11 protein-coding genes are annotated in these 14,191 nt (G+C 70.9%); 6 read left to right on the top strand and 5 right to left on the bottom strand.

Going from position 1 to position 14,191, the window contains the following annotated elements; genetic code table 11:
* Positions 1-42 precede the first annotated feature (42 nt).
* Entirely contained in the window at positions 43-1,167 is a 1,125-nt protein-coding gene (locus O7624_RS10365; RefSeq protein WP_282239839.1) for a cellulose binding domain-containing protein, read from the bottom strand.
* Between the two features lie 351 nt (positions 1,168-1,518).
* On the opposite strand from O7624_RS10365, the gene O7624_RS10360 reads away from it, so the two are divergent.
* Positions 1,519-2,625, top strand: coding sequence for an FAD-dependent monooxygenase (locus O7624_RS10360; protein ID WP_282239838.1), 1,107 nt, complete (start codon positions 1,519-1,521; stop codon positions 2,623-2,625).
* Positions 2,626-2,743: 118 nt separating this feature from the next.
* Entirely contained in the window at positions 2,744-4,501 is a 1,758-nt protein-coding gene (ctaD, locus tag O7624_RS10355) for a cytochrome c oxidase subunit I (RefSeq protein WP_093401924.1), read from the top strand.
* A gap of 538 nt (positions 4,502-5,039) precedes the next feature.
* On the opposite strand, the gene O7624_RS10350 is transcribed toward ctaD, so the two are convergent.
* The 4 genes from O7624_RS10350 to O7624_RS10335 form a co-directional block, all read right to left on the bottom strand.
* Entirely contained in the window at positions 5,040-6,272 is a 1,233-nt protein-coding gene (locus O7624_RS10350; protein WP_282240599.1) for an MFS transporter, read from the bottom strand.
* Between the two features lie 71 nt (positions 6,273-6,343).
* Positions 6,344-6,925 carry an isochorismatase family protein gene (locus O7624_RS10345; protein WP_093402052.1) on the bottom strand — a complete coding sequence of 194 codons (582 nt, stop codon included), beginning with the start codon at positions 6,923-6,925 and terminating at the stop codon, positions 6,344-6,346.
* 14 nt (positions 6,926-6,939) lie between these two features.
* On the bottom strand, positions 6,940-8,226 hold the full coding sequence (locus O7624_RS10340) for a nicotinate phosphoribosyltransferase (RefSeq protein ID WP_282239837.1): 1,287 nt from the start codon (positions 8,224-8,226) through the stop codon (positions 6,940-6,942).
* Between the two features lie 16 nt (positions 8,227-8,242).
* Complete coding sequence (locus O7624_RS10335; RefSeq protein ID WP_282239836.1) at positions 8,243-10,918, bottom strand: LuxR family transcriptional regulator; 2,676 nt, start codon at positions 10,916-10,918, stop codon at positions 8,243-8,245.
* A 286-nt stretch (positions 10,919-11,204) separates the two neighbouring features.
* On the opposite strand from O7624_RS10335, the gene O7624_RS10330 reads away from it, so the two are divergent.
* The 4 genes from O7624_RS10330 (at position 11,205) to O7624_RS10315 (ending at position 14,123) form a co-directional block, all read left to right on the top strand.
* Positions 11,205-12,635 (top strand): hypothetical protein, encoded by a 1,431-nt coding sequence (locus O7624_RS10330; RefSeq protein ID WP_282239835.1) that lies wholly within the window; start codon positions 11,205-11,207, stop codon positions 12,633-12,635.
* Between the two features lie 157 nt (positions 12,636-12,792).
* Positions 12,793-13,083: an ATP-dependent Clp protease adapter ClpS gene (gene clpS, locus O7624_RS10325; RefSeq protein WP_093401920.1), complete on the top strand. Its 291-nt coding sequence runs from the start codon at positions 12,793-12,795 to the stop codon at positions 13,081-13,083.
* 2 nt (positions 13,084-13,085) lie between these two features.
* Positions 13,086-13,580, top strand: coding sequence for a DUF2017 domain-containing protein (locus O7624_RS10320; protein WP_210940216.1), 495 nt, complete (start codon positions 13,086-13,088; stop codon positions 13,578-13,580).
* Between the two features lie 54 nt (positions 13,581-13,634).
* A complete protein-coding gene (locus tag O7624_RS10315; RefSeq protein WP_093401918.1) occupies positions 13,635-14,123 on the top strand; it encodes a M67 family metallopeptidase in 489 nt (162 codons plus the stop codon).
* The last annotated feature ends 68 nt before the right edge of the window (positions 14,124-14,191 follow it).

The raw sequence follows: 14,191 nt of genomic DNA, 5'->3' as shown, positions 1-14,191 counted from the left end.
TGCTGGGGGTGCGGCCTACGCCGCACCCCCAGCAATCGCTCGTCAGGAGCGGGAGCAGGTGGCGCCGTTGAGGGTGAAGGCGGTGGGGTTGGAGTAGGACCCGTTGAGCGTGCCCTGGTAGCCGAAGCTGGCCGTGCCACCGGGGGAGATGGTGCCGTTGTGGCCGACGTTGCGGGCGGTCACCGACGAGCCGCTCTGGCTCACCGTGGCGTTCCAGGAGTTGGTCACCTGCTGCCCGGACGGCAGCGAGTAGGCAAGCGTCCAGCCGTTGATCGTGCTGGAGCCGGTGTTGGTGATCTGCACGTCGGCGGTGAAGCCGTTGTTCCACGAGTTGGCCGTGTACTTCACCGCGCAGGCGCCGCTGCCCGAGGGCGGCGGGGTGGTGGTGGGCGGCGGGTTGTTGTTGCCGCCACCGTTGACCGCGGCCGAGAAGTTCGTCACGGCCAGCCCGACACCGCCCTGCCAGGGCTCGAAACCGGCCTGGATGCTGGTCAGGTACCAGGAGTTGGTGATTGCGCCCCGGTTGCGGGTGTCGTTGATGAACGCCAGCAGGTTGAGGTTCGCGCTGCTGATGGCCGACGGGGCGACGTACGAGATGACGTTGTTGGAGCCGTTGCTGCCCCGCCAGACCTCCCAGTTGCGCCCGTCGATGTTGGCGTTGCCGACCGGGGAGCCGATCGGCTGGATCGGGCCCTGCCGGTTGAACCAGATCATGATCTCCATCTGGTTCACGCCGTCCCGCTTGGGCGACGGGTCGAGCCAGATGTCGTACGAGGCGTTGTAGGTCCCGTTGCTCACGTACCGGTAGTTGATGCTGCTGGTCGCGCTGCTGATCTGGCTGACCTGGATCGGCAGGTTGGTGCCGGGGGAGCAGTTGGTGTAGTGGCAGCCGAGGAAGACCGACGGGTACGCCGTCGGCGCGCCGTTGGTCGGGCTGCTGCCGTTCTGAGTGATGATCTCGAAGCCGTTGTTGGTGACGTTGATGCACTGCTGGGCGGTGGTGCCCCAGCGGTTGTTCTGCACCACGTACCGGTTCTGGATCACTGTCGAGCCGTACTGCTCGCAGATCTGGGTGTCGGCGGAGGCGGTCCCGCCGAGGGCCACGGCGACGATCGAGCCGGCGGCGGCCAGCCCGACGGCCACGACGGCCCGCAAGGTACGTCTCATGATGCTCCTAGCGCTGCGGCGTCACCCGGACGCCGGGACGGATGCGGACGGAGCGGTGGGGATCGCGCCGTCGATAGTTACGGGAGCGCTCCCATGCTCATCGTCACATTTACATCCTTGAAACAAAGGGCGCAACCGGTGCGGGTGATTGATGTCAATTGCTACATGTGTCACGTACGCCACGGTCGGGCATCCGTCGACTCCGGGCGGCTGGTGGCCGACGCCGACGGGCGGATCCGGGGATGCCGAGGGGTGTCGGAGGTGGGCCGGTTGCCTCTGGTGTGTGCCGATTGCGCCGAGTAGTCTCTTGCCTTCAACGCGTGCCGAACCCCTCCGGAGGCGTACACCCCCATGCGTGGCTCCCCCCTGCGCATCCTCGTCGTCGGCGCGGGCATCGCCGGGCTGGCCGTGGCCCGGGCGCTGCGCCTGGCGGGCTTTCGGCCGGACCTCACCGACAAGGCGCCGCCGCACGACCTCACCGACGCCGGGCTCTACCTGCCCGGCAACGCGGCCCGCGCGCTGCGCCGGCTGGACCTCGACGACCCGGTCCGCCCGTACGGAAAAGTCATCCACCGGCAACGCTTCCTCGACTCGACAGGTGCGCCGCTGTGCGAGGTCGACCTCGACGCGCTCTGGGCCGAGGTTGGCGAGTGCCGGGCGCTGGCCCGCTCCGACCTGCACCGCGTGTTGCTCAGCGGTGCCGGCGGCGCGGTCCGGCACGGCGCGGAGGTGCGCACCATCGACCTGCTGCCGTCCGCCGTCGGCGTCACCTTCGTCGACGGCACCCAGGTCGAGTACGACCTGGTGATCGGTGCCGACGGGCCGCGTTCCTCGATCCGGGCGCTGGCCGCGCTCGGCGGACCGCCCCGCCCCGCCGGGCAGGTGGTCTACCGCGGAGTCGTACGTGACGGTCCGCCGGTCGACGAGTGGACCGCCCTGCTCGGGCAGCGCTGCGGCTTCCTCGTGGTACCGATCGGTGCCGGCCGGTTGCACTGCTACGCCGACGAGGCCGGCACCGACCTGCCGGCCGACCCGCTGGGCCGGTTGCGCGAGCTTTTCGGCGAGTACGGCGGACCGGTGCCGGAGGTGCTCGACGCGCTCGACGGGGTGCACGCCACCACCACCGACGAGGTCGAGCTCGGGCGTTGGTTCCGGGGGCGGGTGGTGCTGGTCGGCGACGCCGCCCACGCCACCGCGCCGACCCTGTCCCAGGGTGCCGCGATGGCCCTGGAGGACGCCGTGGTGCTCGCCGAGTCGCTGCACGCGGCGGGCAGCGTCGAGGCGGCACTTACCGCGTACGAGAGCCGCCGTCGCCCGCGTACCCGATGGGTGCAGGACCGGACCCGGGACCGCAACCGCACCCGCGACGTGCCGCCGGCGCTCCGCGACCCGCTGCTGCGCGGACGCGGCGACCGCATCTTCGGGGAGCACTACCGGCTGCTTCTCGGCCCGCTGTGATCCACCCCTGGGCGACCCCACGCGGTGCTGTCACCTGCCGGGGACTATCCTCCTTGCGGATGACGGCCCGCCGAGTCAGCGCGTGCCGAGCGGGACAACCCAGAACCGGAGGCCACTCGTGACCACCGTCGCACCCAAGCCGGTCGTGACCCGGCCCTGGCCGGTCCGGGAGCCGGTCAAGGGGTCGGCCATCGCGCGGCTGCTGCGGACCACGGACGCGAAGCAGATCGGGATCATGTACATGGTCACCGCGTTCGTGTTCTTCATGATCGGTGGCCTGATGGCCCTGATCATGCGGGCCGAGCTGGCCCGGCCCGGGCTGCAGTTCCTGTCGCCGGAGCAGTACAACCAGCTGTTCACGATGCACGGCACGATCATGCTGCTGTTCTTCGCGACGCCCATCGTGTTCGCCTTCGGCAACTACGTCGTGCCCATCCAGATCGGTGCGCCCGACGTCTCCTTTCCGCGGCTGAACAGCTTCGCCTACTGGCTGTACCTGTTCGGCGGCACCATGGCCACCGCCGGCTTCCTCACCCCCGGTGGAGCAGCGGACTTCGGCTGGACCGCCTACACGCCGCTGAGCACCAGCGAGCACGCCCCGGGCGTCGGCGCCAACATGTGGGTGGTCGGTCTGGCCATCTCCGGTCTGGGCACCATCCTCGGCGCGGTCAACCTGATCACCACGATCCTGACCCTGCGCGCGCCGGGCATGACCATGTTCCGGATGCCGATCTTCACCTGGAACATGCTGGTCACCAGCCTCCTGGTGATCCTGGTCTTCCCGCTGTTGGCCGCCGCGCTGTTCGCGCTGGCCGCCGACCGGCTGCTGGGTGCGCACGTCTACAGCCCGGAGACCGGCGGGCCGATGCTGTGGCAGCACCTGTTCTGGTTCTTCGGTCACCCCGAGGTCTACATCATCGCGCTGCCGTTCTTCGGCATCATCAGCGAGATCATCCCGGTCTTCTCCCGCAAGCCGATCTTCGGCTACAAGGGCCTGGTCGCCGCCACCATCGCCATCGCCGGTCTGTCGATGAGCGTCTGGGCGCACCACATGTTCGCCACCGGTCAGGTGCTGCTGCCGTTCTTCAGCTTCCTGAGCTATCTGATCGCCGTGCCCACCGGCATGAAGTTCTTCAACTGGATCGGCACCATGTGGCGGGGGCAGATCAGCTTCGAGTCACCGATGCTGTTCTCCATCGGCTTCCTGGTCACCTTCCTCTTCGGTGGCCTGACCGGGGTGCTGCTGGCCGCCCCGCCGCTGGACTTCCACCTGCACGACTCCTACTTCGTCGTGGCGCACTTCCACTACGTGCTCTTCGGCACGATCGTCTTCGCGGTCTTCGCCGGGATCTACTTCTGGTTCCCGAAGATGTTCGGCCGGATGCTCGACGAGCGGCTCGCCAAGATTCACTTCTGGCTCACGATGATCGGTTTCCACACCACGTTCCTCATCCAGCACTGGTTGGGCAACGAGGGCATGCCTCGGCGGTACGCCGACTACCTGCCCGACGACGGATTCACCACGCTGAACATGATCTCGACGATCGGCGCGTTCATCACCGGTATCTCGACGCTGCCGTTCCTCTACAACTGCTGGAAGTCGTACAAGGCCGGCCCGGTGGTCGAGGTCGACGACCCGTGGGGCCACGGCAACTCGCTCGAATGGGCGACCAGCTCGCCGCCGCCGCTGCGCAACTTCGACCGGATGCCCCGGATCCGCTCCGAGCGGCCGGCCTTCGACCACAAGTTCCCCGAGCTGGCTGCCGGACAGACCCTCGCCGGCCCGCCCGAGGGTGGGTCCAAGCCGCTGACCAGCGAATCCGACGGTGGTGCCAGCTACACCGAGGACGTGGCCAGCGACACCGACCGCCGCTGACCCACCGCGTCGTACGCCGGGCGCCGATCCCCATGCCGGGGGTCGGCGCCCGTCTCGTACTGCCCACTCCCCCGCTGCCGGTCCACCCGCCGCTGGCCCTGCCTGGCTGCCGTGGTTGGTGGCTGCTGTCAGATCCGCGGCCCCATCCGCACCACGCCGCCGGGTGTCACTTTCGGTGACGAGCGCCCCGCGGCCACAAAGTCACTATGCGTGATGTCCTGGCGAGGTCGACCTCTTACCCCTGCCGTCCTTTGCTCTGCTTCAACCCACGCAGTAGCAGCTGACCTGCGGGGATGTGGCGGCCGGACAAAGGGTGCGTCGGCCGGTGTGACACGGAGCGTATTCCATTGCGTGGGTTGAAGCAGAGCAAAGGGAGCGCAGGGGAGAGGGTGTGGTGGCGTGGACGGTTACGCAACGTTTGGGGCGAGAGCGGCGATGTGGTCCGGGCAGCGGCGATCCGGACCGAGGCGGGGACGGTGGGGCGGGGAGTGCGGTGGGGCTGGGGCGAGGAACGGGATCGCGCTGGGTCGGGGTGGGGTCAGGGGGCGGACGGGGTGAGGGTGGTCGCGGTGTGCTCGTCGCCGGGCCGGGTGGTGGCCGCGCTGTCCGTGCGGCGGTGGCGCAGCTCGATCGGCAGCACCGCGAGGGCTACCAGGGCACCGATCGCGCCGGGGACCGCGAACCCCCACAGCGGGGCCGAGGCGTCGATGACCGCGCCGGCAAGCGGGGCACCCACGGCGATGCCGACGGTGACAGCCGAGCCGTGCAGGCCCATCGCCTCACCGCGGACGCCGGCCGGGGCGAGCCGACTGACGGTGTCGGAGGTGGCCGCGATGGTCGGCGCGCAGAGCGCCCCCGCCGGGATCAACGCCAGGCAGAGCAGCCACCAGTGGGAACCGCCCAGTCCGACGGGAATGGTGCAGAGGCTCAACAGGCCCATCAGTGCCACCGGCGAGAACGAGCGGCGGACCGCGCCGTAGGCGAACCCGCCCAGCAGCGAGGCCACCGCCCAGACGGAGAGCACCGCACCGGTGAAACCGGCGTCGCCGTTCTCCCGCAGCACGGCAATGACCGCCACGTCGGTGCCGCCGAGCACCAGGGTCGCGGCGGCGCTGACCGCGAACACGGCCACCAGCCGCGAGGTGAGCCACTGCCGTCGGGCGACCCGCGGCTGCGGCCCGGTCGACGCCTCGGCGGCGCTGCGCACCGGCGGGTTGAGCAGCCACAGCACCACTCCGGCGGCGACGATGCCGACGCCGACGAGGTAGAGCGTGAGGCGGGCCGAGATGGTGGTGACCCCCACCGTGGCCAGGGCCGGACCGATCATGAACGACAGCTCCACCGACATGGAGTCCAGCGCGTACGCCGGTCGGCGCTTCTCCGGCGGCACCAGCGCGGCGATGGACTGCCGGATCACCGAGAAGATCGGCAGCGCCAGCAGACCGGCCAGGAAAGCGGCCGGCAGCAGCAGGTAGTACGACAACATCGGTGCGGTCGACCAGAAGACGGCCTCGGCCACGGCGGTGAGAACCAGCACGGGCCGCAGGCCACGACGGTCCACCAGCCGGCCGAGCAGCGGGCCACCGACCGCCGCGCCGACGGTGATCGCCGCGCCGACCAGACCGGCCGCACCGTAGCCGCGCCCGAGGTCCTGCACGACGTAGAACGTCAGCGTGACGCCGGTGGCGGTCAGCGGAACCCGCGCCAGCACCGCGACGAGCAGCAGCGACCGCAGACCGGGCAGGGCGAGTGCCTCCCGGTAAGGCTTCATGTTCACGTCGGTCCGTACCTCCGCCGGACATCCTCGACCGGCAGAGCTACGGCTGCCAACGAATTAACGGCTCATGCGGCTTTGATCACAGGGGCACCGAATGTGGTGATCCCGGCCCCCTCGAAGGCGCGCAGCGCGACGTCGGTGGTGTCCGGCGCGACGGCCGCCGTCAGGTCCAGCAGCACGGTGGTGGCGAAACCCTCCTGGGCGGCGTCCAGCGCGGTGGCCCGCACGCAGTGGTCGGTGGCGATACCGACCACGTCCACCCGCTCCACGCCACGCTGCCGCAACCATTCGGCCAGACCCTCGCCGTCGTCGGCGCGCCCCTCGAAGCCGGAGTACGCGGCGGCGTACTCGCCCTTGTGAAAGATCGCCTCGATCCGGTCGGTGGCCAGCTCCGGGTGGAACTCGGAGCCGGGGGTGCCGACCACGCAGTGCCGGGGCCAGGTGCTCACGTAGTCCGGTGAGTCGGCGAAGTGCGTGCCCGGGTCGATGTGGTAGTCCTTCGTCGCCACGACGTGATCCCAACGGTCCGGCTCGGCGGCCAGCAGCCGGGAGATCCCGGCGGCGACTCCCGCCCCGCCGGCCACGGCCAGCGAGCCGCCCTCGCAGAAGTCCTTCTGCACGTCCACGATGATCAGCGCGTTGCTCACCGACTCCACTCCTCTCACTCGGCGGGTACCACGGTGACCGGGATGGCCGGATCGCCCGCGGAAAGCTTGAGACCCTCCCACGGGATCGAGATCAGGCACTGCCGCAGGTGCTCCCGCGACTCGTCGAGCGTCGGCAGGGCCACCGGCTCGCCATCCACGACGTACGAGCGTTGCAGCAGCCGGTCGTTGGGGCGATGGTCCGGCACCCCCTGCGGTACGACGATCTCCTCGGTGGCCGTGCCGGTCGGCTTGTGCCGGCGGACGGCGACTTTGCGTCCGCCGATGGTGGCCTTCTGCTCGGACCGCTTGACCACCGGACGGCCCTCGACCTCGACCAGCTTGTAGACCAGCCCGGCGGTAGGTGCGCCGGAGCCGGTCACCACGGCGGTGCCGGCGCCGTACATGTCCACCGGTTCGGCGGCCAACGCCGCGATGGCGTACTCGTCGAGGTCACCCGAGACGATGATCTTCGTTTCGGTGGCGCCGAGCGAGTCCAGCAGTTGCCGCGACTGCTGGGCGATCACGGCCAGGTCCCCGGAGTCGATCCGAACCGCCCGCAGCTCCGGGCCGGCCACCTCGATCGCGTTACGGATGCCCTGACTGATGTCGTACGTGTCGACAAGCAGCGTGGTGTCCTTGCCCAGCGTGGCGACCTGCGAGGCGAACGCGGCCCGCTCGTCGTCGTGCAGCAGGGTGAAGGCGTGCGCGGCGGTGCCGGCGGTGGGTATGCCGTACCGCTGGCCGGCGGCCAGGTTGGAGGTGAAGCGGAAGCCGGCCAGGTAGGCCGCCCGGGCTGCCGCGACCGCCGCCTCCTCGTGCGCCCGCCGTGACCCCATCTCGATCAGGGCCCGGCCGCGGGCGGCGGTGACCATCCGCGCCGCGGCGGCAGCCACCGCGCAGTCGTGGTTGAGCACCGACAGCACAAGCGTCTCTAGCACCACGCATTCGGCGAAACTGCCGGAGACGGTCAGGATCGGTGAGCCGGGGAAGAAGAGCTCCCCCTCGGCGTACCCGTCGATCTCGCCGGTGAACCGGTACTCGGACAGCCATTCGGCACCCGGTTCGTCCACCACGCCGGTGCGGCGCAGGAACTCGATGTCGGCCGGGTCGAAGCGGAACTCGCGGATCAGCTCGACCAGGCGTGCGGTGCCGGCGACCACGCCGTACCGGCGGCCGGCGGGAAGCCGACGGCTGAACACCTCGAACACGCAGCGCCGGTCAGCCGTGCCGTCTCGCAGGGCGGCGCTGACCATGGTCAGCTCGTAGTGATCGGTCAGCAGCGCGGGACGAGAGGTGTGCACCCCCTCAGAGTAGGGTTCACATCGCTGTCGTGCCGTCGTGCCCCGGGATCGTGCCGAGGGCCACCCGCAGCTCCGCCCGGCTGGTCACGCCGAGCTTGGTGTACACGCGTTGCAGGTGGTTCTCCACCGTGCGGGCGGAGAGAAACAGCTGCTCGGCGATGGCGCGACTGGTGCCGCCGACCGCCGCGAGCCGAGCCACCTGCCACTCCCGGTCGGTGAGCGTCGGCGTGGCCGCCTGTAGCGCCGGAGTGTGCACCATGTCACACCTGGCGAGCAGCGCGCCGAGCCGTTGCCGAGCGTGCCCGACATCGGGCGCGCGGCGCTGACGCAGCAGGTGCACGGCACCCGCCGCGGCCTCGGCGGCCAGCAGGTCGAGCCCGCGCTCCGCGAAGCCGTCGGCCGCGTTGAGCAATCCCTCCGGCAGGCCGTCGGCAGACGCCCGGGCATGCCGGGCCAGCAGCGGCGGCAACTCCCCGTCGACCTGCTCGGACAGCTCCGTCAAGCGCTGCGCGACGGTACGGCGGCTGCCGTCGGAACACCTCGGCCCGGTCTGCGCCCCGGCTTTGCCCAGCCGCACCAGGTCATGCAGCACCAGTGCCTCGTGTCCGGCGAAGCCGTCGGCACGCAGCCGGTCCACCAGGCCGTGCAGCCGGCCCACCGCTGCGGAGAGGTCACCGCCGGCCGCCAGCGTCGCCGCCCGGGCCTGCTCCAGCCACGGGTACAGCACACCCATACTCGGCGAGTGGAGCCGATCGGCCTCGGCCATCGCCTCGACGGCCTGCCGGGCGTCGCCGCGCAGCGCGGCGGCCTGAGCCCGTTCCGACTGCGCCAGTCCCGCGTACACCCGGCTGGTCGCCAGGACCGCACAGGCACTGAGCGCGGCTTGCAACGCGGCGTCACTGCGCCCGCGCAGCCGCGCCGCGTACGCCCGCAGGATCGCCAGGTAGCCGGTGCCGAGCCGGAAGTCACCCGCGTCGGCGAGGTCGGCGAACTCGTCGGCGACCAGCGCGTCGATGCCGGCGAGATCGCCCGAGAGGGCCAGTCGGGTACCCCGGGCCAGCTCCACCGCCAGTTGCAGGTACGGCATGTCGGCCCGCCAGCTGGCCACCTTCGCCTGTACCAGGTCCACCGCGGTCGCACTGCGGCACAGCTGTCCCTGCACGGCTTGCAGATGTGCGATCGTGCAGCGGGCCAGCTCGCGGGCGGCGACACTGGCCGCCGGCCGGTCCAGCACGCCCTGCGCGAGCCGTAGCGCGGCCGGCGCGTCCAGCCGGTGCAGCCGCATGATCGCCTCGAAGGCGCGGACCCGGGCCTGAGCGGCGGCGTCGGTCAGCTTCGTGCCCTCGGCGGCGATCTCCTCCACGGTGGACGCCTGACTCATCCCCCAGTAGCTGACCATGCCGCGTACGGTCAGCCACCGGCTGAGACGTTCCTCCTGGCCGGCGTCGGTGGCGACGGCGTCGAGCACGCCGAGCGCCTCGGCCGGCCGGTCGGCGAACATCAGGATGGTCGCGAGCAGTTCGGCCGCGTCGAACCCACCACCGGCGTCGAGCGCCGCGCGGGCCAACCGGGTCGCCAGGGGTACGTCGTAACGAGCGAACGCCTCACCAGCCGCAGCGATCAGCATCGCCGGGTCCTGCGCGGTGCCGGAGGCCAGTCGCCACCGCGCCACCCGCAGCAGATCCTCCCGTCGCCGTTTGCCGACCTTCTCCAGCAGGTCCGCCAGGTGCGCCTGCAACCGACGGGTCCGGCTCACCGGGCACTGCCGGCGTACCACCTCGCCGTAGAGCGGGTGCGCCAGGCGGACGTCGAGCCGCCGGTCGGACTCCACCATGGTGATCAGTCCGCGTTCCTCGGCGTACTCCACGTCGTGCTGTTCCACGGCCTGGTGCAGCAGCCGCAGGCCGAGCGGCTCGCCGAACGCGACCAGCTCGACCACCGCCCGTACCCCGGGAGTGAGCTGACCGATCCGGATGTCGATCAGCTCGGTCAGGCTGGGGGCCAGCTCCAGCCGGCCCGTCCAGGTCCAGACGCCGTACCTCTCGACGAGTTCGCCGCTGTTGGTGGCCGCGTGCACCAGCTCGCGCAGCAGCAGCGGATTGCCGGCACTGAGCCGACCCAGGCGGTCGGTGGAGCCGCTGTCCACCTGGCCACCGACGATGGCGGTGAGCATGGCGGCCGTCTCGTCCGGCGTCATCGGGCCCAGCTCGGCCCGCTCGACCAGACCGTCCGTCCACAGTGCTCGGATCGGCAGCGGGATCTGCTCCCCGTCGCGCAGGGTGCCGACCACCGAGGCGTTCTCGGCGCGGGCCACCAGGTGCACCAGCGCGGCCGACGGCGGATCGAGCAGGTGCGCGTCATCGACCGCGAGGACGATCCGCCGGCCGGCGGCCTGCTGCTGCAACACGTCGACGGCCCAGCGCAGGATGCCGGCCGGGGACAGACCCGGCGGCTGCTCCGGGAGCACCTGGACCAGTCCGCCGAAGGCCATGGCGGAGGTGGTGGCGCTGGCCGCGATCCGCCAGACCGCGTACTTCTCACCGGGCAGCGTGTCGACACCTTCGTGCAACAGCCGGCTCTTGCCGATGCCGGCGCTGCCGGTGAAGAGGATCCCTCGGCCACGGACGCCAGCCACCGCCATCCGGAGACGGTCGAGTTGCTCAGCCCGGCCCACGAAGCTCCACCGACTCATTCGCGCAGCATATCGACGGAACTGTGGCCCGCACGGCAGCGCGCGAGGGCGAACTTGAGTAGTTGTAGAGTTACCGCTGAGTATCGCAATCGCCCCGATCCCGACGCTCGCGCCTTTACCCTTCCGGAATCCGAGTGTCGACACCGGATGCTCACTGCGGCCGGGTCACCGGTCGCCCTGCCTCGGAGGCCGCCCCCTGATGAAGCCGGGCCCGCTCCACCATCTCGGTACGCCCGATGACGCGGCCGGGCCGCATGGTCGCCGGCCCTTCCCGGAGCGGCTCGGCGTGTCCAGCACCAGTGCCCGCGAACCGGTCGCCGTGGTCGCGGCCGGTCCCGCCGACGCCGGCCGCACCGGTGTGCTCGCCACGCTGCTGGAACTCGACTCCGGACTACTCGCCGTCCCGAGTGGCAGCTGGCTGGTGGCACGGCACAGCGCCGAGCCCACCCGGGCCGCCTACGTGCCCGGCTACCGTACGCCGCACTCGTACCGGCCCGACCTGCCGGCAGCCGGGCCGGCGCTGGCCAGGCCGCCACGCCGGGTCGAGCTGAGCCTGCCCCAGCCGTTGGTGAAACGCTTCGTGCTTGTCGACACGCCGGACATCGCCACGCTGGGCCCGGCCGGTTGCGACGTCCTGCGTGACGCGGTGGGCCGGGCCGGCGCTCTCCTGTTCGTGATCGCGGCGGATCAGTCGTTCACGGCCGCCGAGCTGACTCTGCTGTCCGACCTCGCCGGGACACCGGTCCGGGTCTTCTTCGCGGTCACGCCGGGCGCCGACGGCTGGGCGGCCGGCGAGGGCACGGCGGCGGTGCGGGGGTCGGGGGAGTCCGGCGACTCGGTGGTCGACCCGGTGACGGTCACCGTCGAGGCACACCGGGCCGCGCTGCTCGCCGCCGTGCCCGGGTTGGCCGATGCCGGCTGGTTCCCCATGGTCACCGGCGGCGAGGCCGACCTGCGGCGGGCGTTGGTGGACTGGGCCTCCGGCGAGGAACTCCGGCGGGGCAGTCTGGAGCCGCCCGAGTTGCCGGGTGAACGCGGCCGGGTGCCGGTGCTGGCCGAACCGGGCGAATGGTCGGAGCAGCTCGACCGGCAGGCCCGCACCGCCGCCCGGAGCATCCGCCAGCACCTCGCCCTGGAACTGGCCAACATGCACATGCGTCTGGTGCAGGAGATCGTCTTCGGCGTCGGTTGCGCCGGTCTGCCCCAACTGCTCGACCGGGAGATGGCGGCGCTGTCACTGCTGGCCACGGCCCAGTGCGACCACCACGTCGGCGAACTCGTCGATGACGCCGCCGGTCGGCTCTTCGGCGCGCCGTTGCCCCAGGGGATCCGCCGGCGCATCGACACGGCGGTCCGCTGGAGCGTGCTGGACGACCCCACCGGGCAGGAGTTGGAGCGGGCGTTCCTCGTCACCAGTGCGGCGGGCGTGACCTCGCTTACCGGTGCGGCGGCGATCGACATGCTGTCCGCCTACCCCGCACCGCCCCGCACCGCGGTGCTTCCGCCAGTGGCCGTGGCGTTGTCGGGAGGCTGCTGGCAGCACTGGCGTTCGCCCGGCAACAACGACCCGAGCGCGGCGCGGGCCTGGGCGCAGCGGGCGTTGCGGGAGATCGAGTTGGAGCTTTCGCGGGAGGTCGCCCGTCGGTTCGAGGCGGTCCGTCTCTCGCTCGGCACGGTGCTGTCCGATGCTGCCGAACACGGCATCCTGCTCGCCTGACCGGGCCGCCACGCACCCCACCGGCGGTGCCGGTGGGGCATCCGCGCATGGCCGGGACAGGACCAGTCGGGGCGTGGGCGGGGCCGTGGCTGGTGATCCGGGTTGGTCCGGCGTTCCGGTTCCTCGATTCCCCGGATCCGGTGGCACGATGGGGGGCATGGCGGCTCCGCAGGTTGCACCGGTCGAGACCCCGGACACCGATGAGGTGCCGGCAGCTGACCGACCGTGGGTGACGATCGTGTGGGACGACCCGGTCAACTTGATGACCTACGTGACCTGGGTGTTCCAGAAGCTTTTCGGGTACAGCCGGGAGAAGGCCGAGCAGCTCATGCTGGACGTGCACCACAAGGGCAAGGCGGTGGTCTCCAGCGGGGCCCGGGAACGCATGGAGCACGACGCCTCGCAGCTGCATGCGTACGGTCTCTGGGCGACGGTGGACCGGTCGTGAGCATGTTCCGCCGCCGCGGTGACCGGTACGTCGCCACCTTCGCGGTGGACGAGGTGCGTGTGCTCCGTAAGGTCGCCTCCGAGGTGGTCGGCCTGCTCACCGACGGTTTCGACCACTCTGACCCAGTTGTCTGCCGGCTCTTCCCGGAGGCGTACCCGGAGGACGCGGCGGGCACTGCGGAGTTCCGCCGGTACACCGAGGGCGACCTGAAGACCGCCAAGATCGACCAGGCCGGCGCGATCCTGGCCGCGCTGCCCGGCGACAGCGGCGGGGAGGTACGCCTGGACGCCGAGGCGGCGGAGGCGTGGTTGCGCGCGCTCAACGACGCCCGGCTGGCGATGGGCGTACGGCTGGAGATCAAGGACGGGACGGACCTGGGCGCGGAACTCGACGACGCGGTCGCCGACGACCCGAGTTCCAGCCGAGTGTTCCAGCTTTCGGTCTACGCATATCTCGGCTATCTCCAGGAGTCCCTGCTCAACGCCTTGATCGACTGACTGTGACCGGCACCGCCTCGCGGTTGACCGCAGTCGGGCGCTACCCTTGGCGACGTGCTGAGCATCGACCGGTCGATCGTCGACGCGATCGTCGCCCACGCCCGTCGGGATCACCCCGACGAGGCCTGCGGTGTGGTCGCCGGTCCCGTCGGCAGTGACACGCCGACCCGGCACATCCCCATGGAGAACGCCGCCCGTTCGATGACCTTCTACGAGTTCGACTCGATGGAGCACCTGCGGGTGTGGCGCGAGATGGACGACCGGGACGAGGAACCGGTGGTCATCTACCACTCGCACACCGCCACCGAGGCGTACCCGTCACGGACGGACATCTCCTTCGCCGGCGAGCCCGGCGCGCACTATCTGCTCGTCTCCACGCGCGAGCCCGACACGGAGGAGATCCGCTCCTTCCGCATCGTGGATGGCGTGGTGACCGAAGAGCCGGTGCGGATCCTCGACGCCGGGGTGGATCCGCACGCCGTGCAGTCATACATGTTCGGGCAGAGCCCGGCGACGGTCGACTACGAGTGTTCGGGCCGCTGATCACCCTCAGCTCCCCGCACGCCCTTTCCCCCGTCACCGAGCAGTCCACCCGATCGAGGAGTACGACA

The sequence above is a fragment of the Verrucosispora sp. WMMD1129 genome (assembly GCF_029581255.1).
Classification (GTDB): Bacteria; Actinomycetota; Actinomycetes; order Mycobacteriales; family Micromonosporaceae; genus Micromonospora; species Micromonospora sediminimaris.
Note: the sequence above shows the minus strand (reverse complement) of the source record. Positions and strands in the feature narration are given on the sequence as shown.

Bases quoted from the DNA above. Each gene is read 5' to 3' on its own strand.
- O7624_RS10365 (WP_282239839.1), bottom strand. From the start codon at position 1,167: ATGAGACGTACCTTGCGGGCCGTCGTGGCCGTCGGGCTGGCCGCCGCC.
- clpS (WP_093401920.1), top strand. From the start codon at position 12,793: ATGGCGGCTCCGCAGGTTGCACCGGTCGAGACCCCGGACACCGATGAG.
- O7624_RS10350 (WP_282240599.1), bottom strand. From the start codon at position 6,272: ATGAAGCCTTACCGGGAGGCACTCGCCCTGCCCGGTCTGCGGTCGCTG.
- O7624_RS10320 (WP_210940216.1), top strand. From the start codon at position 13,086: ATGTTCCGCCGCCGCGGTGACCGGTACGTCGCCACCTTCGCGGTGGAC.
- O7624_RS10360 (WP_282239838.1), top strand. From the start codon at position 1,519: ATGCGTGGCTCCCCCCTGCGCATCCTCGTCGTCGGCGCGGGCATCGCC.
- O7624_RS10335 (WP_282239836.1), bottom strand. From the start codon at position 10,918: ATGAGTCGGTGGAGCTTCGTGGGCCGGGCTGAGCAACTCGACCGTCTC.